The 22,530-nt window shown below is 67.4% G+C and carries 25 protein-coding genes; 14 read left to right on the top strand and 11 right to left on the bottom strand.

The genetic code is table 11. From position 1 onward, the window contains the following. Window positions 1-52 precede the first annotated feature (52 nt). Window positions 53-730, top strand: a complete 678-nt coding sequence (locus ACFWAY_RS07145) for a GntR family transcriptional regulator (protein ID WP_378510279.1) — start codon at window positions 53-55, stop codon at window positions 728-730. Between the two features lie 136 nt (window positions 731-866). Here the strand turns inward: ACFWAY_RS07145 and ACFWAY_RS07140 are convergent, their stop codons facing one another. From ACFWAY_RS07140 to ACFWAY_RS07130, 3 genes are all read right to left on the bottom strand, one after another. Next, window positions 867-2,069 (bottom strand): cytochrome P450, encoded by a 1,203-nt coding sequence (locus ACFWAY_RS07140; RefSeq protein ID WP_378510393.1) that lies wholly within the window; start codon window positions 2,067-2,069, stop codon window positions 867-869. 31 nt (window positions 2,070-2,100) lie between these two features. After that, a complete protein-coding gene (locus tag ACFWAY_RS07135; RefSeq protein ID WP_378510278.1) occupies window positions 2,101-3,069 on the bottom strand; it encodes a PDR/VanB family oxidoreductase in 969 nt (322 codons plus the stop codon). A gap of 101 nt (window positions 3,070-3,170) precedes the next feature. Further along, window positions 3,171-3,854, bottom strand: a complete 684-nt coding sequence (locus tag ACFWAY_RS07130) for a TetR/AcrR family transcriptional regulator (RefSeq protein WP_378510277.1) — start codon at window positions 3,852-3,854, stop codon at window positions 3,171-3,173. A 116-nt stretch (window positions 3,855-3,970) separates the two neighbouring features. Here ACFWAY_RS07130 and ACFWAY_RS07125 point away from each other — a divergent pair, with 116 nt between their 5' ends. Then, complete coding sequence (locus tag ACFWAY_RS07125) at window positions 3,971-5,011, top strand: NAD(P)-dependent alcohol dehydrogenase (protein ID WP_378510276.1); 1,041 nt, start codon at window positions 3,971-3,973, stop codon at window positions 5,009-5,011. A 1-nt stretch (window position 5,012) separates the two neighbouring features. Here ACFWAY_RS07125 and ACFWAY_RS07120 read toward each other — a convergent pair whose 3' ends face one another. The 7 genes from ACFWAY_RS07120 to ACFWAY_RS07090 all read right to left on the bottom strand — a co-directional run bounded on the left by ACFWAY_RS07120 (window position 5,013) and on the right by ACFWAY_RS07090 (window position 10,553). Beyond that, entirely contained in the window at window positions 5,013-5,168 is a 156-nt protein-coding gene (locus ACFWAY_RS07120; protein WP_378510275.1) for a hypothetical protein, read from the bottom strand. 155 nt (window positions 5,169-5,323) lie between these two features. Next, complete coding sequence (locus tag ACFWAY_RS07115) at window positions 5,324-6,076, bottom strand: IclR family transcriptional regulator (RefSeq protein ID WP_378510274.1); 753 nt, start codon at window positions 6,074-6,076, stop codon at window positions 5,324-5,326. A 27-nt stretch (window positions 6,077-6,103) separates the two neighbouring features. Beyond that, window positions 6,104-7,741 carry an ABC transporter permease gene (locus tag ACFWAY_RS07110; protein WP_378510273.1) on the bottom strand — a complete coding sequence of 546 codons (1,638 nt, stop codon included), beginning with the start codon at window positions 7,739-7,741 and terminating at the stop codon, window positions 6,104-6,106. After that, on the bottom strand, window positions 7,738-8,667 hold the full coding sequence (locus ACFWAY_RS07105; protein WP_378450549.1) for an ATP-binding cassette domain-containing protein: 930 nt from the start codon (window positions 8,665-8,667) through the stop codon (window positions 7,738-7,740). Before ACFWAY_RS07105 ends, ACFWAY_RS07110 begins: the two co-directional genes overlap by 4 nt. 8 nt (window positions 8,668-8,675) lie before the next feature. Beyond that, window positions 8,676-9,380, bottom strand: a complete 705-nt coding sequence (locus ACFWAY_RS07100) for a TetR family transcriptional regulator (RefSeq protein WP_378510272.1) — start codon at window positions 9,378-9,380, stop codon at window positions 8,676-8,678. 22 nt (window positions 9,381-9,402) lie between these two features. Then, window positions 9,403-9,807 carry a decarboxylase gene (locus ACFWAY_RS07095; protein WP_378510271.1) on the bottom strand — a complete coding sequence of 135 codons (405 nt, stop codon included), beginning with the start codon at window positions 9,805-9,807 and terminating at the stop codon, window positions 9,403-9,405. Between the two features lie 128 nt (window positions 9,808-9,935). Beyond that, the gene (locus ACFWAY_RS07090; RefSeq protein ID WP_378510270.1) at window positions 9,936-10,553 is read right to left on the bottom strand and encodes a hypothetical protein; all 618 of its coding nucleotides are present in this window, start codon (window positions 10,551-10,553) and stop codon (window positions 9,936-9,938) included. Window positions 10,554-10,737: 184 nt separating this feature from the next. Here ACFWAY_RS07090 and ACFWAY_RS07085 point away from each other — a divergent pair, with 184 nt between their 5' ends. Continuing rightward, entirely contained in the window at window positions 10,738-10,962 is a 225-nt protein-coding gene (locus tag ACFWAY_RS07085) for a hypothetical protein (RefSeq protein WP_378510269.1), read from the top strand. Window positions 10,963-11,312: 350 nt separating this feature from the next. Then, entirely contained in the window at window positions 11,313-11,855 is a 543-nt protein-coding gene (locus tag ACFWAY_RS07080) for a hypothetical protein (protein ID WP_378510268.1), read from the top strand. 21 nt (window positions 11,856-11,876) lie between these two features. On the opposite strand, the gene ACFWAY_RS07075 is transcribed toward ACFWAY_RS07080, so the two are convergent. Further along, the gene (locus ACFWAY_RS07075; RefSeq protein WP_378510267.1) at window positions 11,877-12,353 is read right to left on the bottom strand and encodes an SRPBCC family protein; all 477 of its coding nucleotides are present in this window, start codon (window positions 12,351-12,353) and stop codon (window positions 11,877-11,879) included. A gap of 41 nt (window positions 12,354-12,394) precedes the next feature. Here ACFWAY_RS07075 and ACFWAY_RS07070 point away from each other — a divergent pair, with 41 nt between their 5' ends. From ACFWAY_RS07070 to ACFWAY_RS07025, 10 genes are all read left to right on the top strand, one after another. Further along, window positions 12,395-12,856 carry a hypothetical protein gene (locus ACFWAY_RS07070; RefSeq protein ID WP_378510266.1) on the top strand — a complete coding sequence of 154 codons (462 nt, stop codon included), beginning with the start codon at window positions 12,395-12,397 and terminating at the stop codon, window positions 12,854-12,856. Window positions 12,857-13,080: 224 nt separating this feature from the next. Further along, window positions 13,081-13,452: a hypothetical protein gene (locus ACFWAY_RS07065; RefSeq protein WP_378510265.1), complete on the top strand. Its 372-nt coding sequence runs from the start codon at window positions 13,081-13,083 to the stop codon at window positions 13,450-13,452. 156 nt (window positions 13,453-13,608) lie between these two features. Beyond that, complete coding sequence (locus ACFWAY_RS07060; protein ID WP_378510264.1) at window positions 13,609-14,217, top strand: helix-turn-helix domain-containing protein; 609 nt, start codon at window positions 13,609-13,611, stop codon at window positions 14,215-14,217. A gap of 274 nt (window positions 14,218-14,491) precedes the next feature. Continuing rightward, on the top strand, window positions 14,492-15,787 hold the full coding sequence (locus ACFWAY_RS07055; protein ID WP_378510263.1) for an MFS transporter: 1,296 nt from the start codon (window positions 14,492-14,494) through the stop codon (window positions 15,785-15,787). 8 nt (window positions 15,788-15,795) lie between these two features. Next, the gene (locus ACFWAY_RS07050) at window positions 15,796-17,160 is read left to right on the top strand and encodes an FAD-dependent oxidoreductase (RefSeq protein ID WP_378510262.1); all 1,365 of its coding nucleotides are present in this window, start codon (window positions 15,796-15,798) and stop codon (window positions 17,158-17,160) included. Further along, window positions 17,157-18,425, top strand: coding sequence for a CaiB/BaiF CoA transferase family protein (locus ACFWAY_RS07045; RefSeq protein WP_378510261.1), 1,269 nt, complete (start codon window positions 17,157-17,159; stop codon window positions 18,423-18,425). Before ACFWAY_RS07050 ends, ACFWAY_RS07045 begins: the two co-directional genes overlap by 4 nt. Continuing rightward, window positions 18,422-19,216, top strand: coding sequence for an enoyl-CoA hydratase-related protein (locus ACFWAY_RS07040; RefSeq protein ID WP_378510260.1), 795 nt, complete (start codon window positions 18,422-18,424; stop codon window positions 19,214-19,216). Before ACFWAY_RS07045 ends, ACFWAY_RS07040 begins: the two co-directional genes overlap by 4 nt. 20 nt (window positions 19,217-19,236) lie before the next feature. Beyond that, on the top strand, window positions 19,237-20,151 hold the full coding sequence (locus ACFWAY_RS07035; RefSeq protein ID WP_378510259.1) for a dihydrodipicolinate synthase family protein: 915 nt from the start codon (window positions 19,237-19,239) through the stop codon (window positions 20,149-20,151). After that, entirely contained in the window at window positions 20,151-20,924 is a 774-nt protein-coding gene (locus ACFWAY_RS07030) for an SDR family oxidoreductase (RefSeq protein WP_378450532.1), read from the top strand. Before ACFWAY_RS07035 ends, ACFWAY_RS07030 begins: the two co-directional genes overlap by 1 nt. Before the next feature lie 31 nt (window positions 20,925-20,955). Further along, entirely contained in the window at window positions 20,956-22,431 is a 1,476-nt protein-coding gene (locus ACFWAY_RS07025) for an aldehyde dehydrogenase family protein (RefSeq protein WP_378510258.1), read from the top strand. Window positions 22,432-22,530: the final 99 nt, after the last annotated feature.

Here is a 22,530-nt window from a genome sequence, read left to right as displayed (position 1 = left end):
CTCAACCACGCGGCCCCCGGGAGCGTGCGGCGTGCAGAGTACAGTATCCAGTATGTTGCGTGATAATCCGGTGGAGCGCCCCCGCATGAGCGATGTCGCGTTCGAGCGGATCTGCGACGCGATCGTCACCGGTGAGCTCGCGCCCGGATCCAAGGTCAAGGACAGCGAGCTGGCCGAGCATCTGGGCCTGAGCCGCACCCCGGTGCGCGAGGCTCTGACTCGGCTGATCGACACCGGACTCGTCGAGGCCAAACCCGCCGCCTTCACCCGGATCACCCCACTGAACCGGGCCGATGTCGAGGCAACGCTCGCGGTGATGGAGGTCTTGGACCAACTGGCCGTGAAAACGGGGGTGCCCAACCTCACCGACGACATGATCGACGTGATGCGCACCGCCAACGACGACCTTGCGCAGGCGATCAAGACCGACAACATCGGTGCCGCACTCGCCGCGGACGACACCTTCCACGGCGTCATCGTCGACGCCGCCGGCAACCCACTGCTCAAACGGCTCATGCACCAAGTGCACCCGCAGATCCACCGGATCTACTACCGCAAGTTCTCCAGCCTCCGCGGCTGGCAGGACGCCATCGAACACCACGACAACCTGATCACACTGTGCGCGGCCCGGGACGAAGCAGCGGCCGCCGAAATATCTTCGCAGCACCGGCGATTCCTCGGCGGCCTGATCGGCGAACTCTTCGACATCGACGAGTCCGCCACCTCGTAACCAGCTGCTACGGACCACCGCCGCGGGCATGCTCGGTGAGCACCCGCGGCGGCAGGTCTGGGCATCGACGCGCCCGCGACCTCGGCGGGAGGGCATTTCGCCCCGTCAATACATACGTACGTATGGTCGGCTCCGCTCATGCAAGCCGCACCCGCACGGGCACGGATTCCCACGACCGCAGCGTGTTGTTGAGGTGCCGGTGTACCGGCCCGGCGATCTCCATGGAGTCCACCCGCGATGCCAGTGCCGTCAGCAGCGCCTCCGATTCGAGCCGGGCGACGTGCTGGCCGACGCACTGGTGAATTCCCATCCCGTACCCCACGTGCCCGGACGGGTTTCGGCCGAGATCGAACGCGTCCGGGTTCTCCCACCTACGGGGGTCCCGGTTCGCTGCGCCGAGGAACATCAGGATCTTCTTGCCGTCCGGGATGGTCGTGCCGCCGATCTCGATGTCGCTGGTGGCGGTGCGGAAGAACGTCTGGACCGGCGACTCCCACCGGACCGCCTCGTCGAACGCCGTCCGGGCCAGCCTGCTGTTCTCCCGCAGCCTCGCCCACTGCTCCGGATGCGTCGCGAACGCGTAGAGCACGGCCGCGAGTCCGTTGACCGTGGTGTCCACCCCCGCAGTCAGCAACGACCGCACGACGAGCGGCGCCTGCTCGTACGTGATGTCGCCGCGGTCCGCCGCCGCCCAGATCTGCGCGCCGAAGCCGTCGCCGGTGAGCGCGTCGCGGGCACATTGCTCGTTGACCCAGCCCAACAGTTCGGCCACCCGCGGCGCCCCCTTCTCCACCAGACTGTTGACGGGACCGAACGCGTTGAATGCGTGGTCCCCGTACGGCAGCAGGTTCTCGCGTCCGGCGTCGGGAATGCCGACGGCATCCGGGAAGACCCGCAGCGGGAATGCGGCGGCGAGGTCGGTCGCCGCGTCGAATTCGGTTGTGTTCGCGAGCAACTGGTCGACGAGGACCTCCGCGTCCTGAATCCACGACACCCTGAGTTTCTGCAGCGCGCGGGGGCCGAGAATCTTGCTCAGCACCGCCCGCGGAGCGTCGTGGTGCGGCGGGTCGGCCTCGAGCAGGACACTCGGGGGACGCCACGGGGTCTCGTCCCGGAAGTTGCTCAGGCCGACCCCGGCGGCGGATTGGAACGACTGCCAGTCGGTCAGCGCGGCATGGACCTGCTCGTAGCGGCCCAGCGCGAAGACGTCGTATCGCCGCAGGTACACGACGGGGCCGGCGTCCCGCAGTTCGGCCTGGAACGGTAACGGGTCCTGCAGGACGTCGAGGGCGAACGGGTCGGCGTCGCTGACGGGCAACGCGGGAGCGGGGGCGAACATCGTCACGGTGAGTCCCTTCGGGGTGGGGGTGTCAGAGGTCGAGCACGAGGCGGTCGGAGCAGGACCGGGAGACACAAATGAGCATGCAGTCGCCGGCGGACCGCTCCTCGTCGTCGAGGACGGAATCGCGGTGGTCGGGGGCGCCGGCGAGGACGGTGGTCTCGCAGGTCCCGCACGTGCCCTCGCGGCACGAGGACAGGACGTTGACCCCGGCCGCCTGCACGGCGTCGAGGACGCTGGCGCCGGGTGACACCGTCACCGCGAGGCCGGAGCGCGCGAGTTCGACCTCGAACGGTTCGTCGCGCAGCGGCGCACCGCGAGCCTTCGGCACGAAGCGTTCGGTCCGCAGCATGCCGACGGGCCAGTCCGCGCAACAGTTTTCGACGGCGGCGAGCAATGGTCCGGGCCCGCAGACGTAGACCTTCGCGTCGTCGGCGGCGGCGAGGGACGCCGGCAGGTCGAGGTGGCCCTGCTCGTCCCGAGGCACGACGGACACCCGGTCGCCGTAGGCGGCGAGTTCGTCCTGGAACGCCATGGACGTGCGGGTGCGGCCGCCGTACAGAAGCTGCCAGTCGATTCCCATCAGTTCCGCCTGCCGGACCATGGGCAGCAGCGGGGTGATCCCGATACCGCCGGCGATGAACAGGTACCTCGGTGCGGGAACGAGCGGGAAGTTGTTGCGCGGACCGCCGACCCCGACGAGATCACCCTCCGCGAGTACGTCGTGGACGTACGCCGACCCGCCCCGTCCCGCCGGTTCCCGCAGCACTCCGACCCGGTAGCTGTACGCATCCCACCGGTCGCCGCACAGTGAGTACTGCCGCGTCAGCCCGTTCGGGAGCAGCAGGTCGATGTGGGCTCCCGGTGCCCAGTCCGGTAGGCGCCGCCCGTCGGGGTGACGCACGGTCAGTGCGACAACACCTTCCGCGACAAGCTCTTTGGCGACAACGTGTAGCGCCGCGTCCGCTGGTGCACCGGAAGAAACCGGGTTCTGTGGCATCTCGACTCCTCGATCTCGCGTTTGTTCGAGGATCTTCCGAGCCGGGGGTGAGCCGCCAGATCATTTTCAATAGTTGAAAGTCGAGATGTAACCGGGGTCACTCAACTGGGCGGGGGCGGTCCGCCCGCCCGCTCGAGTCCGTCGAGAATCAGGTCGAGCCCGTATTCGTACTCGTCACCGAAGTCGTATCCGGGTGCCATGGCGTGCTGCGTCACGAACTCGGCGAGGTGGGGGTACTCGTCGGCCGGGACACTGCCGAGGATCGATTCCGCCACGTCGGCGAGCTCGTCGGAGGAACCGAACGGCAGGCTCGTCTCCTGCATCGCAAACCCGTAGATGTAGCTGTCCAGGGCCGAGAAGGCGTGCGCGGCAAGCTCGATGGAGAATCCCGCTGCTCGCAGAATCCCCAGCACCGCGTCGTGGTGGCGCAGCGTCGCGGGGCCGGGGGTTGCCCGCGATTCCATCAGGACGGTTGCCCAGCGGTGCCGTGCGAGCACGTTGCGTATGGAGATCGCCCGCCGGCGCATCGCGGACTTCCAGTCGCGACCGTTCGGCGGCAGGTCGATCTCGCCGAAGACGACGTCCACCATGCCGTCGAGGAGGTCGTCCTTGTTCTTCACGTGCCGGTACAGCGACATCGCCTCCACCCCGAGCGTCTGCGCGATCCCGCGCATCGTGAGTGCCTCGACGCCGCTGCCGTCGGCGAGGGTGACGGCGGCGCGCAGGACGCGTTCCCTGGTCAGGGGAACGCGGGGTTCTGCCGTCGGGTCGGTCTCGGCCGTCATCGCACATTCTCCACCGGCATAGTTTACGTTGTAAGCAGAGGCTTACGTTGTAAGCGTACGATGTAAGCAGACGTACACCGGAACCCGCCGATCCGCTATCCGAACGGAGTCCGACCATGGAGCCACCGACCGAACCCGACAGCCACACTTCTGCGTTCACGGGCGCACGAGCCACGATGAAGGCCGTCGCCCAGGACCACTACGGCCCGCCCGAGGTCCTCGAACTGCGGGACGTCGAGATACCCGTTCCCGCCGACGACGAGGTCCTGGTCCGAGTGCACGCGGCGGGTGTCGATCGCGGCGTCGCGCACCTCGTCACCGGGCTCCCGTATCCGTTGCGCTTCGCGGGCTACGGCATCCGCCGGCCCAAGTCCGCCGTTCCCGGGATGGATCTGGCCGGGCGCGTCGAAGCGGTCGGTCGTGGCGTCACGGGATTCCGTCCCGGCGACGACGTGTTCGGCATCGGCACCGGGACGTTCGCGGAGTACGCATGCGCACCAGCGGCCAAACTCGCGCTCAAGCCCGCCGGTCTGCCGTTCGTGCAGGCCGCGGCGATCGCGATCTCCGGGCTCACGGCGCTGCAGGGTGTGCGCGACCACGGCAGGGTCACGCCGGGGCAGGCGGTACTGATCATCGGCGCGTCCGGCGGAGTCGGCACGTTCGCCGTGCAGGTGGCCAAGGCGTACGGGGCGGAGGTCACGGGCGTATGCAGCACCGCGAAGGTCGACCTGGTCCGGTCGATCGGCGCCGACCACGTCGTCGACTACACCCGCGAAGACTTCGTTCGCCTCGGGCGGCGCTACGACGTCGTCCTCGACATCGGCGGCAACTCGTCCCTCTCCCGCCTGCGCCGGGTCCTCACACCGCGCGGCAGACTCGTCATCGTCGGCGGCGAAACCGGCGGACGGTGGCTCGGGGGCACCGATCGCCAGCTGCGCGCACTCGCGCTGTCCCCCTTCGTGAGTCAGACACTGTGCGTGTTCGTCTCGAAGGAGGACGGTAAAGACCTGCTCGTGCTCCGCGACCTCGTCGAGTCCGGCGCCGTCACACCCGCCATCGACCGGACGTACTCGTTGAGCGAGGCCGCCACGGCACTGCGAAGCCTCGTCGACGGTCAGGTTCGCGGAAAGCTCGTGGTCGCCGTGTCCGCCGGCTGAGTTACGCGGTGTGCGCCCTTCGGCTGATGTCTTTGTCGACCGCGGTGGCGATGTCGTGGACGAGCCGGGAGTGCCAGAGTTTGTGGGCCTCGAGGTCCGCGGTGAGCGCGTGGCAGTCCGGGCATTCCCGGGAGCTGGGTTGCGAGGTGCTTTCCATGATGCTGCGCTTTCTGGGAGAAGTGGTTCCGATTCCACCGTGGCACGGGCGGGGCGGATAGTCCACCGCGCGCAGCGTCACAGACATTGGTCAGCCGCCCGCGCAATTGCGTCGGATTCCAGCAAATCCGTGGGGCTCTGTCACCTGGCCTTGCCCTATGTCGGCGCCGCCGCCATCACGCGGGTGATGCCCTTCGCGGCCGCCTGGAGCGCGGGGATCTGCGCGTACGCCTTCTCGTCGTTCGGCACGATGACCGACAGCGCAGCGACGACCTTGCCGCTGCCGTCCCGCACCGGGACTGCGACGCCCGTGGTGTCCGGGTAGAGGTGGCCGGCGCAGAGGATGTAGCCGTGCCGGCGCACGTCGGCCAGGACTCCCCTCAGCTGTCGTGTGGTGCGAATCGTGTTGTCGGTGTACACCTTCAACGGCTCGCTCAGGATGCGCTCCTGCAGCTCCGAGGGTCCGTGCGCGAGCAGGACCAGCCCGGACGAAGACACGTGGAGCGGCATCCGGCCCGCGATGCGCGTGTAGTTGACGACGGAACCCGGTGCCGTGAGTCGCTCGATGAACAACACCTCGTCACCTTCGAGGACACCGAGCTGAGTGTGCTGCCCGACGACGGTGTGCAGGTCCTCCATGAACGGCATCGCCGCTTCCCTGAGCCCGAGGGTCGGGGACGCCCGCGACGCGACCTCCCACAGGCGGACCCCGATCCGCACCTTCCGGTCCTCACGCTCGAGCCAGCCGCACCCCACCAGTTCGTCGATCAACCGCGACGTCGTGGAGATGTGGAGACCGGACCGTCTGGCGATCTCGGACACCGTGAGCAGCGAATCGTCCGAACGGAACGATTCGATTATCCGCACCGTCCGGGCCAGGACGGACTCGCCGGTGTGCACACGCGCCATGCCTTCAGTGTGCACACCGGCCGGCGCTCAGCGCAGGTCGCGCCGCCGGAACGCCGCCACACCCACCACGACCAGCACCACCGTGATCAGCAGCAGCCACACGATCGGCGTCGCCTCGAATTGCCCACCCGGCAGCTTCGGGGCGTGGCTGAACGGCTCCAGATTCAGCACCGCCTGCGGGAACTGCGCGATCGACCCGACCATGAAGATCAGCAGGAACGCGACGAGCACTCCCCACGCCACCGGCGTGAACCGCGGGACCACACCGAACAGGAGGACCGTCACTCCGGCGAGCATCCAGATCGCGGGAAGCTGCACGAGCGCCGCCCCGATCACGTCGGGCAGGGCTCCCCCCACGTCGTCGATGGATGCTCCGTACGTGAGCCCGGCGGCAACTCCGGCCACGATCATCGCGACCGCAGGTCCGAGCAACGCGAACAGGATGTGGCTCGACGCCCACCGGACGCGGCCGACGGACCCGGCCGTCACGGGTTCGAGGCGCTGCGCGTTCTCCTCGGAGTACAGCCGCAACGACGCGGAGATCGCATAGGCCGCGGCGGCGATCGCGAGCATGGTGAACGCGTAGCCGATGAACGACTTCTCCAACGACTGCGAGCCGCCCATCCGCGTGATGATGTCCCGGATCGTCTGACTGTCGCCGATCTGACCGCCGACCCCCTTGGCGGCGCTGCCGATGAGCAGGCCGTACAGTCCGAGCCCGGCGGTACAGGCCGCGAGCGTTCCGCGGTGCATCCGCCACGCCAGTCCCAGAGTTCCGGCGAGCGCCGGCGACGCGTCCGTGGGGCCGGGACGTTCGGCGATCAGACCGGCGCCCACATCGCGTCGGCGCAGGAGAGCGTATGCCGCCCAGGTGAGTACGACTGCCGTGACGAGGCTGGGAATGACTACCCACCAGCGTTCGTCGGCATACGGACGGATCTGCAGGTCCCAGCCGAGCGGTGAGACCCACGACAGGGTGCCGGACCCGGCATCACCGACCGCGCGCAGCGCGAACGCGACCCCGAGCACCGTCAACGCGACGCCGCGCGCGACGCGGGCGCCGGTACTCACCTGCGCCGCAACGGCTGCGACCGCCGTGAACACCAGACCGGAGCAGGCCAGCGACGTCCCGAAGGCGACCGAACCGCCCACCGGAAGGTCTCGGGCGAGCAACGCTGCTGCACAGAGGATCCCGGTGACGACGGACGCGCCCCCGGCGAGGAGCAGCGCCGCTGTCAGGCCCGAGTACCGTCCGACGGAGGTGGAGTCCAGAAGCTCCGCACGGCCGGTCTCCTCCTCGGCGCGGGTGTGCCGGATGACCGTCAGGATCACCACCAGCCCGATCAGCGTGTAGTAGATGCCGGCCTTCCAGACGCCCACCGAGCCGAGACTGGAGTTGAAGATCGGCCCGTACATGGCGATCTGCGCGGGGCTGGCCGCCGTGGTGGCCGCGAACTCCGCCAGTTGGGCGTCGGAGGTGTAGATGTCGGCGATGCTCGCCACGTACAGCGCGGGCGCGAACGCGAAGATCAGAATCCACAGCGGCAGCGCGATCCGATCCCGGCGCAGGAACAACCGCAGAAAGTGCAGCGTCCCCTTGAAATCCGAGGAAGTCACCGGCGCCGGCTCGACGGGCCGGTACCGGGACACCGTTGCGGTACTCATGCCCGCACCTTCTCCACAGTGTCGGACGACGCCGTCGTGCCGTCGTCGATCTCGTAGTGCCGCAGGAAGAGTTCTTCGAGGGTCGGCGGCTGACTGACGAGGCTGCGAACCCCGGTGTCGCCGAGTACCCGGATGAGCTCGCCGAGATGTTCGCTGTCGACCTGGCAGTGCAGCGTCGACCCGTCGAACTGGATGTCCGCCACGCCGTCGATGCGACTCAGATCGCCGGGATCGCCGAGAAGTTCGGCGGTGATCGACGTACGGCTGAGATGCCGCATCGACGCAAGTGTCCCAGATTCGACCGTCCGCCCCGACCGGATGATGGTGACCCGCTCGCACAGCGCCTCCACCTCGGACAGGATGTGACTGGACAGCAACACCGTCACACCGCGGTCGCGGGCCTCGGCGACACACTCACGGAAAACCTGTTCCATCAACGGATCCAGGCCCGACGTCGGTTCGTCGAGCAGCAGCAGGCGAGCGTCGGACGAGAACGCCGATACCAATGCCACCTTCTGACGATTGCCCTTCGAATACGCCCGCCCCTTCTTTCGCGGGTCGAGGTCGAAGCGCTCGATCAGATCCTGCTTGCGGGTCTCGTCCAGTCCGCCGCGCATCCGCGCAAGGAGGTCGATGGTCTCGCCGCCGGACAACGACGGCCACAGTGTCACGTCGCCGGGGACGTACGCCATGTCGAGGTGCAGGGCGACGGCGTCGCGCCAGGGATCGCGGCCGAACACGGTGGCCTCGCCGCTGTCGGAGTGCAGGCTGCCGAGGAGGACGCGGATGGTGGTGGATTTGCCGGCGCCGTTCGGCCCGAGGAACCCGTGCACCTCCCCTTCGCCGACCTCGAGGTCGAGTCCGTCCAACGCCCGGGTTCGCCCGAACGTCTTCACCAGGTTGCGCACTTCGATGATCGCACTCATAGCTGCTCCTAGTTCGGGGAGTCGGTATGTTCTGCGGAAGCCGCGCCCGCCTGCGCGGCGCCGTCTGCGGTGGCCAGATATGCCTCGAGCGTCGACGAATCCGGCAGCAGGCCCTCGGTGTACATCTCGAGGGCGGGCAGTGTGACGTCGGTGGCGAGGTCGCGGATGGCCGTGGCGTAATCGAGCGGAGCTTCCTTGTCGGCGCGCATCTGCAGGTAGAGCAGCATGGCGCCGACGTTGTAGAGGGTGAGGTATCGCGCCCGCGCCTTCGGGTTGCGGCTGGGCCGGACGCTTCCGGCCGCCACTCCCAGCGCGAGATACTGCTCGGTGTCTTCCACCATGTGCTCGAAGAGGGATTCGCCGAGGCCGCCGCCCGCCTGAAAACTCCGCACGATGTACGCGACGAGCGGGGCGTACTGCTCGATGTCGGCGAGAGCTTGCATGGTGCCCGCCGGCCCGGGCGTGGATATCGCCTCTGCCTTCTGCTCCCGGATGATCCGCAGGACGTGCTCGTCGCATTCGGCGCGCAGGCCGTCCTTCGACCCGAAATGGTGGATCACCAGGCCAGGTGACACTCCGGCGGCGGTGGCGATCGCCCGCACTCCGGTACTGAAGCCGTGATTGCCGAACACCGTGATGGCCGCGTCGCGCACTCGCGCGCGGGTGGTCATATCGGGGTGCGGGACCTCGGAACCGGCATTGGTTGAACGCATGTTTAGTACGCTAAACGCGTGTTTAACCGGGCGCAAGGGGTGACGGCGTCAAGATTTCGTCAAAGGTGGAAATTCGGGCGTTCGTGAACGCGACGCTCGGACGGGGATACCGGTTTCGGGCGCAGGCCTCGTCCAAGGCCTCGTCGACGGTCCCCTGTACGTCGGCCCGATCCTCGTCCTGTACGACGAGTTCCGTCAGAATCGCGCCGTACTCGCGTCGGACCTGTTCCATCAGCCCGATCGCCCCGTCGATCGCTACGAAATCCGCAGCGCAGCGGAAACCGACCAGCCGCAGTTGTGGCTGCTCCATCACCGCGCGCAATGCCTCCTCGATGCCCGGGCCGTACGTGCCGAGCACCGAGAGGTCGAGCACCGTGTTCTGCCGTGGCTGCTCGTGCACGAACCGGTGGGGAAGATGAAGCGTCATCGGAACCTCCTCGGGGATTCAGTTCCAAGATCTACCCCCGCCACGCGAGGTCGCGGCCGTTCTTGACGGCAATATGACTCCGGTGGCCGCAATCCTGACGCGGTGTTGGCACGGAGTCCTGTGTTTCCCTAGTCTGTGGCCTTCTCGACCGCCTCGCGCGTGAGACCGGTCAGCTTTTCGACATTCTCGGTCGAAGCCGGATAGCCGGCCGACGTCACCCCGATGACGTACTCGCCGGCAAGCGCGCCGTACCCGATGTGCGTGTCCGCTCCCTGAGTTACGGAACCCGCGAATGCCTTGTCGCCGACATCGGTCGGCGCCGGTAGCGCGACGAACCCCTGGACGACTTCACTTATGTCGATCGCCTGCTCGAATGCGGTCGAGGCTGCGTCGGCGCTGGGATATCGATCGACAGAGACGGTTACCCTTCTGCCGTCGCCCCCTTCGTAGATCACCATTCTCGTCGCGTCGGGGGCACCGGACGCAGTGGAGTTCTCACTCGTCGCCGTCTGTTGGCTTATCTCGGGGAAGTAATTCTGTACGACGTCCAGCCCTACCAGAAGGTCCTGCGGCAACAGATTCGTCCCGGATGTCGTCGCATCCTGCTGCGATTCGGTATCGGCCTGTGTGTCCTGCTGCCCACACCCACCCGCGAACAGGACTCCGGCCAGGATGATCGAGAGGATCGTGAGAAGGGCGTTCCTGCCGATCCTTCGCACGCGGTATAGCTCCGTTGGTTGCACCATGCGTGATACCCCCTGTTGCTCGGGACAATGCCTCATCGTGTGGCCGGCTCGTGAGCTGACCGACCAGAAATCGCACGGCACCAATTCTCTCCGCTCCGAAGGCCCTTGGCAATCGTCTCGCTTCGAGTGCTTCACCGTGGGCCAGCATCCCTTCGGTATCGAAGCAGATGACCTGACTGCCTGAGTGTTTCAGACCGCCAACCTCGGCCGCGAGGCCGACAAGCAGATCCTCGGCGACCTGCGGACGTCGAGATCGCCGGAGCGCGGCCACGGTACCTCGCGGCCGGTCTGCTGGACGAGCTGGTGCTGCGCTGAGGGCATCAACGATTTACGGCCCGCCGCCTACTCCTCCGCCACTGCTGTTGAAAGGAAAGATATCGGTGTGGGAGCCGTCCATGCGTCGCGGTGAAATTGACGAGGACGGACTCGGTTTCCGATCATGCATGAGCGCACGGAGCATGATCCCCAGCCGTCGGAGTGTCCGCCGGAACCAGCTCCCCGAACGGACCGGTGCTGTCGCGGACTCGTACGGGGTTGGTTCCTTGCGGACGTAGTGCTCCATACACCCAGCGTAGCCAGCAACGGGCAACTACGGGCCCGCCATCCGAGGTTCGTCCAGGGCAGCGTTGGTCGCCGAATACAGCTGCGTGAGTGGCGGTCCAGTTCGCACGGTCTGTAACAGATCCTGTCCCGCCTCCGAAATGGAATGGGGGGCGACGGACGTCTCAATTCTCGCGGTGACGAAGGAATGGAGCGCTCATGAGCAAACAGCTGGGACGACGGATATGTGCCGCGGCACTCACAACTGTCGGACTGGGAACCGCAGTGGCGGCCGGAGGAGGCGCTGTCGCGAATGCTCAGCCCGCGCCACCGACGTCGACGACAATGACGTGCTCGAGCGCGAATCCCCTCGTCTGGGCACCGCCGTTCACGTGGACCATCAACGCCGCGTCCGGGGAGTCGCTGCGACCGGGTGGGTCTGCACTGGAGCCGGCAATTCTGCTGAGCGGCGGCAACGAACTGCCGACGCCGCCCGGTGGTCTCATCCCGAGCATCGGGATCAACTGGTACGGCACGCGGGTGTCGGTCGACTGGCACAACGCGACCACCGGCGCGACCGGGCACAGCGTCAGCGATGAGGCGGCCTGGCAGCAGAAGCCCGGAATTCCGATCAACCGGACCTGGACAGGAACCGGCGCGGTGTCGTTCACCGTGACCGTCCAGACCGGCGCGGGATGGTGGTTCGTCAATTCGCAGAACGCCGTCTGCCAGGGAACGATTTCGGTCGTGCCCGGTCGGTGACGCGGGACCGTCCGCGACAGGTCAGGTTGGAGGCGGTTGGTCGTTTGACTCGGCGAGTTCGGCGAGCCTGTCGGCAGAGGCCAGAAGCATGTCCGACGTGGTGGCCCGGGCGCGCTGGAGGCGCTTCTCGTCGGTCAATCGCGACCAATCGTAGGTATGCGTGACGCGGACGTGCGCGTCGTCGACCCGGTCGACTTCCCAGCGCCACAGATGACCCGGCGGCTGGTTGCCTTGCAGCGAGGGCCGCCAGGCAATCAGGCGCCCCTCCTCGAACTCGACCACGTGGTTGTCGCGGATGCCGCCGTTGGTGAGCGTCATGGTGAACACGTCACCGACGGCGCGTACCCGCTGCCCGGCGGCGGCCTCGGCCAGGTTGTTGTTGCCATCCCAACGCGGCTGTTGCGCCGGGTCGGCAATCAGTTCGAAAACCGTCCGCGCCGGGGCTGCGATAATGCGGCTGGCGGTCACGACGGTGGGAATCCCGTTCTCCTCAGTCATAACTCGATCAAACCATGACGAGTCGGCAGATCCGGAGCACAATGCCTCTTCTTACGCTTGGCAAGTCGATCACGATCAGCGGACTGGTGCTGGCCGGGCTGTTCGGTGCCGCCGCCCCAGCCGCGGCGGATCAGACTCGAGACAGGTGGGTGAACATCCCCGACACCGCGACCGTCGCTCACGGAATTTCCTGCGGCGGCCGCATCGGAGGAGTCACCGTCGCCACGGACAGTCTGCCCGGGCTGGTCTATGTTCGACTGAACGCGACGTTCGTCGGGATCTCGGCGACGCCCGGAATGCTGTGCTCGGTATCCGCGACGCTGCATTGGCGCAACCTGGAGACCGGCGCTGCGGGATCGTGGTCCGCCGACGTCAGTGGAGGGGTGATCGACTTCCCGGCGGAGCCGTGGACGCACCTCGAGACGGGGTCCGGCCGCGTCGAAGTCACCCTCACAACCGACCGTCCGCACATCCCGAGCGACACGGAGATCAACGTGTATTGAGTCGGCTGTCCCTGCTCCGGGTCGGTACTTCGCCCGGCGAAAGATCTGCGGGAAACGCAGTCGTGAAATAATATCCGCCTCCATCCAGGTCGACATCGATGCCCGCACCTGGGCCTCGACGCCACGACACGACAGCGCGGTTTCGTTCGGCTGCACCCCTCGTTCGGTGGGCGGCAGTAGCGTCGAATCGGGACAATCCGGACTACCGAGGAGAGGGCACAAGCATGCGCAATTTTCGACGTACGGCAGTAGCCGGGGCCATGATCGCGGGGCTGGTGACTGCGGGGGCGGCAACGGCGTCCGCCGCTCCGTTCGGCTCTCTCGGCGACGGACCCGACCTGGTTATCACGCAAGCGAACGCCGAGGGTGTCAACGCGTGCGCCGTGCGTGTCACGAACGGGGGTGACGGGACCGCCACCGGAGTCACGGTCCACACGCCGCTCATCTATCCGAGCATCAACCTCGGCACTCTCGCCCCCGGCGAATCGAAGGTCGCCGAGTACTTCGATTGCGGATTCTCGGAGCGCATCTTCTACTTCGCTACGACGAGCGGCGAGACGAACTGGGCCGACAACTTCCTGTACCTCGAACTCTGAGCGCGGGGTCGCCGGGAGCCCCGACTCGGGCCAGGTCAGCTCCCGGCGACCACGGATCCAATGAATTTTTTTAGAATATTTAAGAAGAGTCATTGACTCGCTGAAGATCTTCACTATAGTTCTGTGAGTCAGGTCACCCAGCGGGAGGAAACGCCAATGACGGCCGAGAGCACCACGCACGCTCCGCCCGCAACGAGTGCCCTGCTGACGACCGTCGGCAACAAGATTCGCACCATGCGCAAGGAGAAGGGCATGACCCTTGCGCAGCTCTCGGAAATCACGGGACTCAGCCCGGCGATCGTCAGCCAGATCGAGCGCGGTCTGGCCAACCCGTCCTTCACCACCCTGGCTCAGCTGGCCCACGGGCTGGACATCCCGGTCGGCAAATTTTTCATCGGCCAACCGGACACCAAATCACCCGTCGTGCGAAAACACGAGCGGCGCAACCTCGTCGGCGTCACCAAGAAGTCGATGGGGGAAGCCGTCTACGAACTGCTCACCCCCGAGCTCAACGGCGGTGCCCTGGAGGCGCAATGGATCGAAACGCCGCCCGGGCACGACACCAGCGCAACCCCGTTCCGTCACAGCGGCGAAGAATTCGGCATCATTCTTGCCGGCCGCAAGGACATCTATCTGGACGGGGAATGCCATTCTCTGGAGGCGGGCGACTCGATCACCTTCTCCTCGGACATCCCGCACTGGTACAAGAACAGCTACGAAGAGGTATGCGTAGCGATCTGGGTCAACGCACCACACGCGTGGTGAGTCCGGCGTCCAACGCCGGCCGTTAGCGACACGCACCGGAACGGGACATCATCTCCCCGGACATCCCGCATCGGTACGAGAACAGCTACGAAGAGGTATGCGTAGCGAATTGGGTCGACGCACCACACCGTGGTGAGCCCGGCGTCCACCGCCGGCCGTCAACCCAACCCTCCTTACTGTCCGGCCGCCTGAACGGCCCGACACAACGCATCCCGTCGCCGTGATGCGTCATACCCTCTTGCACCCTCGCGGTGCCAGCGTAAGGACAAGACCATTGCTTGACACCACTGTGACAGCATCGAGCAGGCAGCAACAACTCACCCCCGAGGTCCGCAAAGGCCTCCTCGGCCTCGGCCTCGGCAATGCCCTCGAATGGTACGACTGGATGGTCTTCGGACTCCTGTCGGCTTTCATCGGACCGAACTTCTTCCCCTCCACCGACCCCCTCAGCGCCACCCTGAACACCCTGGCCGTCTTCGCGGTCGGCTTCGCGTTCCGGCCGCTGGGCGGCGTCATGCTCGGAACCCTCGCGGACCGGATCGGCCGACGCCGAGTCATGTTGATCTCCATCAGCACGATGGCCGTGACCACCCTGATCATCGCGATCACCCCCGGCTACGCACAGATCGGGGCGTGGGCCGGGGCCATCCTCGTCGCCTGCCGCGTCGTGCAGGGCGTCTCCACCGGCATCGAGGCCCCGCTCTCCACGGCCCATGCCGTCGAACTCGTCCCCGTCGGACGAGAAGGCCTGGTTGCGGGCGTCATGTCGTTCTATGTCAACCTCGGCGTGCTCCTGGCGTCCCTGGTCAGCTTCCTGTGCAGTCTGATCATCGGCGGGGCCGCCATGGGTGAATGGGGCTGGCGGATCCCCTTCGTCATCGGTGCCGTGTTCGGCGTCGTCGTCGTATACCTGCGCCGCGCTCTGCCCGAAACCATGCGCCCGGAAGAACTGTCGGACAACACCACCGGCGCCGTCTGGACGGGCGTCCGCAAACACTGGCTCAGCGTCCTCGCCATCATCTTCGTGGTGGGTGCCGCCCAGGCCTACAACTACGCGTGGAACGTCGGACTGCCGGCGGCCGCACGCAGCAACTTCAAGGAAGATCCCACCGCGGTATTCGCCCTCACGACGGCGCTCGGCGTCGTTCTGGTCGCCGGCAGCTGGGTGGTCGGCAAGCTGACGGACGGCAAATCCATGTCACGCTGGTTCCTCTGGACCCGCGCGCTGGCCGTCCCGGCCGTCTTCCTGATGCTGATGTACGTGCAACCCGGGATCGGCGGCTTCGCGGTCGTGCTTCTGGGCGGCTCGGTGGTCCTGGTGCTGAACATGACCCTCTACAACGTGGTCAGCACGTCGCTGATGCCCAAGAACTGCCGTGGCGCCGGTGTGTCGCTGGGGTACGGGGTCGGCGTCGCGCTGTTCGGCGGCACTGCTTCCTACCTGCTCGTGTGGTTCCAATCCGTGAACGCCAACTGGATATTTCCGGTCTACGTGGCCGTTCTCTCCATCCTCAGCATCGTCTTCTACCTGCTTGCTCGCCGTGCCAACGGCATCTTCGTCGGAAAGTAAGGACTCCCATGACCAACCTCGATCTGCGCGTCGCCAGCCACGACCTCACGGCGCCCGTCGTCAACCGCTCCCAGGTGCTCGTGGTGGGCGGTGGCCCCGCCGGAGTATCCGCCGCGGTCACGGCCGCTCGCTCCGGCGCCAGTGTCACTCTGCTGGAGCGCTACTCGTCGCTCGGGGGCCTGGCGTCCGGCGGCATGGTGCTGGTCCTCGACGACATGATCAACGGCCAGGACATCACGGTTACCGGAATCGTCTCCGAGTACGTGGAGCGGCTCCAGGCACTGGACCTCGCGGTCGTCCCGCCCAGAGAAGACCGCACGGCCTCCACCGAACTGTGGAACAAATGGGGCCGCTACGGAACCTTCGACTTCCACTCCCACACCAACCCCAAACCCATCTGCTACGCCGCCGCATTCGATCCCGACGGCTGGAAGCGCGTCTCCAACGACCTCGTCCGCGAGGCCGGCGTCAACCTCCGACTGCACACCTGGTTCTCGCGTCCCATCGTCGACGACGGCGTCGTCAAAGGCGTGGTGTGCGAAACCAAGTCCGGTCCCCAGGCGTTCCTGGCGGACGTGGTCATCGACACGACGGGCGACATCGACGTCGCATCCCGTGCCGGTGCCGCCCACATCAAGGACAGCTACATCACCACGCTCGTGTTCCGGCTGGGCGGCGTGGACACGGCAGCTGCCGAACGCTTCGAACAGGGGAATCCCAAGGAAGCGCGAGCCCTCAACCGCAAGATCAAGCGACTGCTCGGCGGCGCCTGGGAGCTGTGGTGGCTCAAGACACCGCTCGACGGCGTCGTCTGGTGCAACGCCCCGCACATGAGCGGCTTCGACGGCACCGACCCGGGCGACCTCACGGCCGCCGAGTTCGCGGCCCGCGACCGCATCACCGAGGCGGTGGAGTACGTCAAGGAGCACCTCCCCGGATTCGGCAACTGCTACATCGTGGACGTCGCATCCCAGCTGGGCGTCCGGCAGACCCGCCTCCTCGAAGGCGAGTACATCATGACCAAGGAAGACGTGACCACGCGACGGCACTTCGCCGACTCCGTCGCCCGCGGGCGCGACTACTACTACCCGTACCGCTCACTCCTCCCGAAGGAAGTCGAGCAGCTACTCGTTGCGGGCCGGCACTACTCGGCGACCCCCGACGCCCAGAAGATGTCCCGCGAGATCCCGCCGTGCATGGCCATGGGTCAGGCGGTCGGCGTCGCGGCGGCCATCGCCGTCCGGGACGACGTGACCGTCCGCAGCGTGTCCGCCCTGGACATCCAGGCGGGCATGCGCAGCCACGGCGCAGACCCCGGCGACATCCCCTCCGCCAACGCCACCATCGACCAGGAAGCGACGGTCTCGGCATGAGCACCACCACCGAAGAGCTGACTTTCACGACGACAGACCACCCGGCGAGAACCGCCCCCGCTGCCGTCTCGGTTCCGGCCGGCCCGAAGCTTCCGCTGACCGGCATCAAGATCGTGGACTTCACCCAGGTCTACATGGGTCCCAGCGCGACGCAGATGCTGGGCGACTACGGCGCAGACATCATCAAGGTCGAGCGACCCGGTGCCGGTGACATCGCCCGGAACTCGTTCCCCGACCCGGACGGGCAGGACAACCCGATCTTCCTGGCCATCAACCGCAACAAGCGCAGCATCAGCGTGGACACGCGCACCGAGGACGGCCGGGCCGTGCTGCGCACGCTCATGAGCGACGCGGACGTGGTGGTCAGCAACTTCCGGGCCGGCGTGATGGAACGCATGGGTTTCGGGTACGACGAGCTGAGGAAGGACAACCCCGGGATCATCTGGGCGTCCGGCACCGGTTTCGGAACGGAAGGTCCCTTATCGCACAAGGGGGGCCAGGACGCGATCGCGCAGGCGTATTCCGGCGTCATGTGGCGTCGCGAGTCGGACGATGCGCCACCCGTCGTCTACCCGACCACGCTGTGCGACTACACCACCGGCATGCACCTGATGCAGGGAATCCTGCTGGCGCTCCGTGCCCGCGAGCAGTACGGCACGGGACAGAAGGTGGAGGTGACCATGTACGACTCCATGCTGCACATGCAGATGCAGGAGGCGTGCATGCAGCTCAATCGCGGTTACGAAGTCAATTGGGGCGCAATGCCCTTCACCGGAGTCTTCCCCACCACGGACGGAGCCGTCTGCATGGTCGGCGGATTCACGGCCGACCCGCTCCTGCACATCTCCCGCGCCCTCGGGTTGGACGAGGACCTCACGCTCCGGCCGGAGTTCTCCACGAAGGAACTTCAGTTCGACAACAAGCCCGCGCTGCAGGCGATCTTCCGGGAACGCTTCGCGACGAACACCACGGAGTACTGGACGCAGAAGCTCGAGGAGGAGGGCCTGCTGAACGCGCCGGTGAACACCCTCGAGCAGACGTTGGCCGACGAGCAGACCCGGGTCAACGGCATGATCGTGGAAGCCGACCATCCCAGCGTCGGCACGGTAAAGATGCTCAACGCACCCATCCGGCTCTCCGCCACCCCATCCTCCATCCGACACAGCGCACCCCGTCTCGGCGAACACAACGCCGAGGTGTTGAGGGAACACGGCTTCGACGACGACGCGATCGCGCGTCTGGTGGCGCTGGGGGTCCTCGCATGACCGAGAACGCCGACGACGTCATCCTGGCAATCGACGACGGTGTGGCGACCGTGACGATCAATCGTCCGCACGTGCTCAATGCCGTCGACGGTCCCACCACCGCACGCTTGAACGGCATCTGGGAGCAGCTGGAGCAGGACCGCAGCATCCGCGCGGTGGTCGTCACCGGCGCCGGGCCGAAGGCCTTCTGCACGGGAGCGGACATGAGCTCCTCCGCGGTGGACAAGACCGGCCTCGAGTACTGGGCCGAGCTGGACGCCAACGGCTTCGGCGGACTGAGTCTGCGCACCACCCTGGACGTTCCGGTGATCGCCAAGGTGAACGGCTACGCGCTGGGCGGTGGCATGGAAATCGTTCTGGGCGCGGACATCGTGGTGGCGTCCGACCGCGCCCGGTTCGGGCTGACGGAGCCGCGGGTCGGGCGACTGGCGCTCGACGGCGGCATCCATCAGCTGGTGCGCCGGGTTCCCCACACCCAGGCCATGGGCATGCTCCTGACCGGACGCAAGGCCGATGCAGCCGAAATGCAGGCCATGGGACTCGTCAACGAGGTGGTCCCGGCGGAGGAGCTGGACGCCGCCGTGGATCGTTGGCTCGACCAGATCCGGGCGTGTGCGCCCACCTCGCTGCGTGCGGTCAAGCAGATGGTCACGCGCACAGCCCATCTCACCGCCGCCGAAGCTCGGGGGCTGCGACTTCCGGCACTCATGGACGCCTTGGACAGCAAGGACTCCGCCGAGGGCGTGCTGGCGTTCCAGGAAAAGCGCGCGCCGGTGTGGTCCGGCGAGTAGCTCAACGGAGAGGAAGAACCATGCGCGAATCACTGGAACACGGGGTGTGGGGCGTCGTCGCCACACCGTTCATCGGCAGCACCCAGGATGTCGACACCGACAGCCTCGCAAATCTGGTGGAGCACTACGAGAGGGTCGGCGCCGTCGGGTTGACGGTGCTCGGAGTGTTCGGTGAAGCCGCGGCGCTGTCGACGGACGAACGTGCCCTCGTCCTCGAAACCGTCACCGAGGCTTCCGATCTCCCGCTCGTGGTGGGCGTCGCCGCGCTCACCACCCGTCCGGTCATCGACGAGATCCGTGCCGCCCGATCCGTGGCCGGCGACCGGATCCGAGCGTTCATGGTGCAGGCCAACTCGGCCGACCCCGACGTCGTCACCGACCACCTGCAGGCCGTCCACCGCGTTACCGGCGCCGACGTCGTGCTGCAGGACTATCCCGCGGCGAGCGGCGTGGCCATCGGCACTGCCTCGTTGGCCGCCGTCGTGCGGCGTTGCGAGTTCGTGGTGGCCGTCAAGGCCGAGGCACCACCGACGTCCGTGGCCATCGCCGAACTCACTGCTGCCGTCGATGTTTCGGTCTTCGGCGGGCTCGGTGGCCAGGGCCTCCTGGACGAACTGAACTCCGGCGCCGCCGGTGCCATGACCGGATTCTCCTGTCCCGAAGCGCTGGTGGCCTGTGTCCGGGCCTGGCAGACGGGTGGTTACGAGGCCGCCCGCGAGGTCCTGCAGCCGTTCCTGCCCCTCGTCAACTTCGAGCAGCAGGCGAGGATCGCTCTGGCCGTTCGCAAGGAGCTGTTGCTGCAGCGCGGACTGATCCGCGACTCGGCTGTGCGGGCCCCGGCCGCCAAGTTCCCGGAGGTGCTCCGCGACAGTCTGACAACGCATCTGGCGGAGGCTTCGCGGGCCGTCGAGACGCTCACCGCAGGGAGGATCTGATGGATCTCGGAATCCGAGGCAAGACGGCTCTCGTCGCCGCGTCCACGGGTGGTCTCGGCCTCGCGGTCGCCCGTGCCCTCGCGGCCGAAGGGGCACGCGTCGCGATTACCGGACGGCGGCGCGAGCGCGCCCAGGAGATCGCGTCGTCACTCGACGGTGCCGTCGCAGTCGAGGCCGACCTGAGCACCCCGGACGGTACCGCGACTGCCGTCGGGCGCACCGAGGCGGAGCTGGGACCGGTCGACATCGTGGTCCTCAACGGTCCCGGACCCCGACCCGGCGCGGCGGCGACCCTGGGCGCCGATGATCTCGCAGCAGCGTTCGACATCCTGCTCCGCCCGCACCACGCGCTCGTGTCGACGGTGCTACCCGGCATGCGCGAGCGCCGCTGGGGCCGGGTTCTCGCCATCGGCTCGTCCGGAGTTGCTGCGCCCCTGCCCAATCTGGCGATGTCCAACACGGGACGCGCTGCCCTCGCGGGATACCTCAAGACCCTCGCCGCCGAGGTCGCGCTCGACTGCGTCACCGTCAACCTGCTGCTGCCGGGACGGATCGCCACCGACCGGGTAGCCGAACTGGACGCGGCCGCCGCGAAGCGCCGCGGTGTCACCGTCACCGACATCGAACTCGAATCCCGCAAGACGATCCCGGCCCGTCGCTACGGCGACCCCGACGAATTCGGCGCCGCCGCCGCGTTCCTGTGCAGCGCCCCGGCGTCGTACATCACCGGCGTCGCACTCCGCTGCGACGGCGGCCTGATCCGCAGCCTCTAGACCCCCGCCCTCCACATCTCGAGGAGACACGATGACCACGACCGTCACCGAGCCCGCCGGCTCACACTTCCGGAACGACGTCCCGACCGCGCAGCACCTCGTCAACGGCGAATGGCTGGGCGGCGCGGACACCCCGCGCTGGAACCCGGCCCGCCCGCACGAACTCGCCGCCTACTCACCGAGCGGCGGCGCCGCCGAGGTGGACGCCGCCGTCACGGCCGCCGCCGCAGCCCAGCCGGCCTGGGCCGCGCTCCCCGCGCCGGCCCGGGGCGCCATCCTCATGACGGCGGCAAACCTGCTGCAGGAACATGGTTCCGCGGTGGCCGCGGACCTCGTCCGGGAAGAAGGCAAAACCCTCGCCGAGGCCCGCGGCGAAGTCACGCGCGCCGTGGACGTGCTGCGGTTCTTCGGTTCCCTCGGCTGGGCGGCCACCGGCGAGGTGCTCCCCAGCGGGCTGCCCGGAACCAGCATCACCACCCGCCGCGAACCCCTCGGCGTCTTCGCCCTCATCACGCCGTGGAACTTTCCCATCGCCATCCCCGCGTGGAAGACCGCCCCCGCACTCGTCTCGGGCAACACGGTGGTGCTCAAGCCGGCCGAACTCACACCCCTGTCCGCCACCCACCTCGCCCGCGCCCTCCACGACGCCGGTCTCCCCGCCGGCGTCTTCAACGTGGTCCACGGCAAAGGTCGGGTGGTGGGTGATGCCCTGGCCCGCGATCCCCGCGTCGCGGGGCTGTCCTTCACCGGCTCGACCACCGTCGGGCTGGGACTGCAGGACATCCTGAACGCCCGCCGAGCCCGGGTACAGCTGGAGATGGGCGGAAAGAACGGTGTGCTGGTGCTCGACGACGCCCGGAATGCCGCGCAGGTCGTGGCGGCCGGGGCGTTCGGTCTGACCGGGCAGGCCTGCACGGCGACGTCCCGCGTGTACGTCACACCCGGCATCCGCGACGCGTTCCTCGACGCGCTGGTCGAGGAAGCCGCGCGCTACGTTCCGGGTGACGGTTCGGCGGACATGACCCGCATGGGCGCGGTGGTGAGCAGCGCGCAGTTCGAGCAGGACCAGGCCGCGGTGCGCTCCGCAGTCGAGCGCGGCGCAACAGTGCGGCACGGAGACTACGCCGGCGACCCGTCCGCCGGGTTCTTCTTCCCGGCCACCGTGCTCACCGATCTGCCGCTCGACGATCCGGCGGTCACGGACGAGATCTTCGGCCCGGTCGTCGCCGTCCTGGAGGTCGCCGACTACGAGGCCGGGCTCGCCGCCATCAACGACTCCCGCTACGGACTCACCGCGGGTATCTGTACCGACAGCCTTGCCCGCTCGACGGACTTCGCGGCCCGGGCACAGGCCGGCGTCGTCAAGATCAACCGCCCGACCGCCGGGCTCGACCTGAATGTGCCGTTCGGCGGAGTGAAGGACTCGTCCACGAACACGTTCCGGGAGCAAGGCCGCAGCGCGGTGGACTTCTACACCTGGGGGAAGACCGTGTACACGGGCGTCTGATCCGAGAGCATTCGTGAGCATTGCGGGAGGGCTGCCGGCGATCGACCTGTTGGACGTTCGTGCATGTGGCGGAAAGCGTGGTTGTGCTGTACAACATAA

The sequence above is a fragment of the Rhodococcus sp. NPDC059968 genome (assembly GCF_042738615.1).
In the GTDB taxonomy this organism is placed as follows: domain Bacteria; phylum Actinomycetota; class Actinomycetes; order Mycobacteriales; family Mycobacteriaceae; genus Rhodococcus_F.
This window is presented reverse-complemented; position numbering and strand designations above follow the sequence as displayed.

Coding starts and splice junctions, on each gene's coding strand:
- ACFWAY_RS07145 (WP_378510279.1), top strand. CDS start 53: ATGTTGCGTGATAATCCGGTGGAGCGCCCCCGCATGAGCGATGTCGCG.
- ACFWAY_RS07140 (WP_378510393.1), bottom strand. CDS start 2,069: ATGTTCGCCCCCGCTCCCGCGTTGCCCGTCAGCGACGCCGACCCGTTC.
- ACFWAY_RS07135 (WP_378510278.1), bottom strand. CDS start 3,069: ATGCCACAGAACCCGGTTTCTTCCGGTGCACCAGCGGACGCGGCGCTA.
- ACFWAY_RS07130 (WP_378510277.1), bottom strand. CDS start 3,854: ATGACGGCCGAGACCGACCCGACGGCAGAACCCCGCGTTCCCCTGACC.
- ACFWAY_RS07125 (WP_378510276.1), top strand. CDS start 3,971: ATGGAGCCACCGACCGAACCCGACAGCCACACTTCTGCGTTCACGGGC.
- ACFWAY_RS07120 (WP_378510275.1), bottom strand. CDS start 5,168: ATGGAAAGCACCTCGCAACCCAGCTCCCGGGAATGCCCGGACTGCCAC.
- ACFWAY_RS07115 (WP_378510274.1), bottom strand. CDS start 6,076: ATGGCGCGTGTGCACACCGGCGAGTCCGTCCTGGCCCGGACGGTGCGG.
- ACFWAY_RS07110 (WP_378510273.1), bottom strand. CDS start 7,741: ATGAGTACCGCAACGGTGTCCCGGTACCGGCCCGTCGAGCCGGCGCCG.
- ACFWAY_RS07105 (WP_378450549.1), bottom strand. CDS start 8,667: ATGAGTGCGATCATCGAAGTGCGCAACCTGGTGAAGACGTTCGGGCGA.
- ACFWAY_RS07100 (WP_378510272.1), bottom strand. CDS start 9,380: ATGCGTTCAACCAATGCCGGTTCCGAGGTCCCGCACCCCGATATGACC.
- ACFWAY_RS07095 (WP_378510271.1), bottom strand. CDS start 9,807: ATGACGCTTCATCTTCCCCACCGGTTCGTGCACGAGCAGCCACGGCAG.
- ACFWAY_RS07090 (WP_378510270.1), bottom strand. CDS start 10,553: ATGGTGCAACCAACGGAGCTATACCGCGTGCGAAGGATCGGCAGGAAC.
- ACFWAY_RS07080 (WP_378510268.1), top strand. CDS start 11,313: ATGAGCAAACAGCTGGGACGACGGATATGTGCCGCGGCACTCACAACT.
- ACFWAY_RS07075 (WP_378510267.1), bottom strand. CDS start 12,353: ATGACTGAGGAGAACGGGATTCCCACCGTCGTGACCGCCAGCCGCATT.
- ACFWAY_RS07070 (WP_378510266.1), top strand. CDS start 12,395: ATGCCTCTTCTTACGCTTGGCAAGTCGATCACGATCAGCGGACTGGTG.
- ACFWAY_RS07065 (WP_378510265.1), top strand. CDS start 13,081: ATGCGCAATTTTCGACGTACGGCAGTAGCCGGGGCCATGATCGCGGGG.
- ACFWAY_RS07060 (WP_378510264.1), top strand. CDS start 13,609: ATGACGGCCGAGAGCACCACGCACGCTCCGCCCGCAACGAGTGCCCTG.
- ACFWAY_RS07050 (WP_378510262.1), top strand. CDS start 15,796: ATGACCAACCTCGATCTGCGCGTCGCCAGCCACGACCTCACGGCGCCC.
- ACFWAY_RS07045 (WP_378510261.1), top strand. CDS start 17,157: ATGAGCACCACCACCGAAGAGCTGACTTTCACGACGACAGACCACCCG.
- ACFWAY_RS07040 (WP_378510260.1), top strand. CDS start 18,422: ATGACCGAGAACGCCGACGACGTCATCCTGGCAATCGACGACGGTGTG.
- ACFWAY_RS07035 (WP_378510259.1), top strand. CDS start 19,237: ATGCGCGAATCACTGGAACACGGGGTGTGGGGCGTCGTCGCCACACCG.
- ACFWAY_RS07030 (WP_378450532.1), top strand. CDS start 20,151: ATGGATCTCGGAATCCGAGGCAAGACGGCTCTCGTCGCCGCGTCCACG.
- ACFWAY_RS07025 (WP_378510258.1), top strand. CDS start 20,956: ATGACCACGACCGTCACCGAGCCCGCCGGCTCACACTTCCGGAACGAC.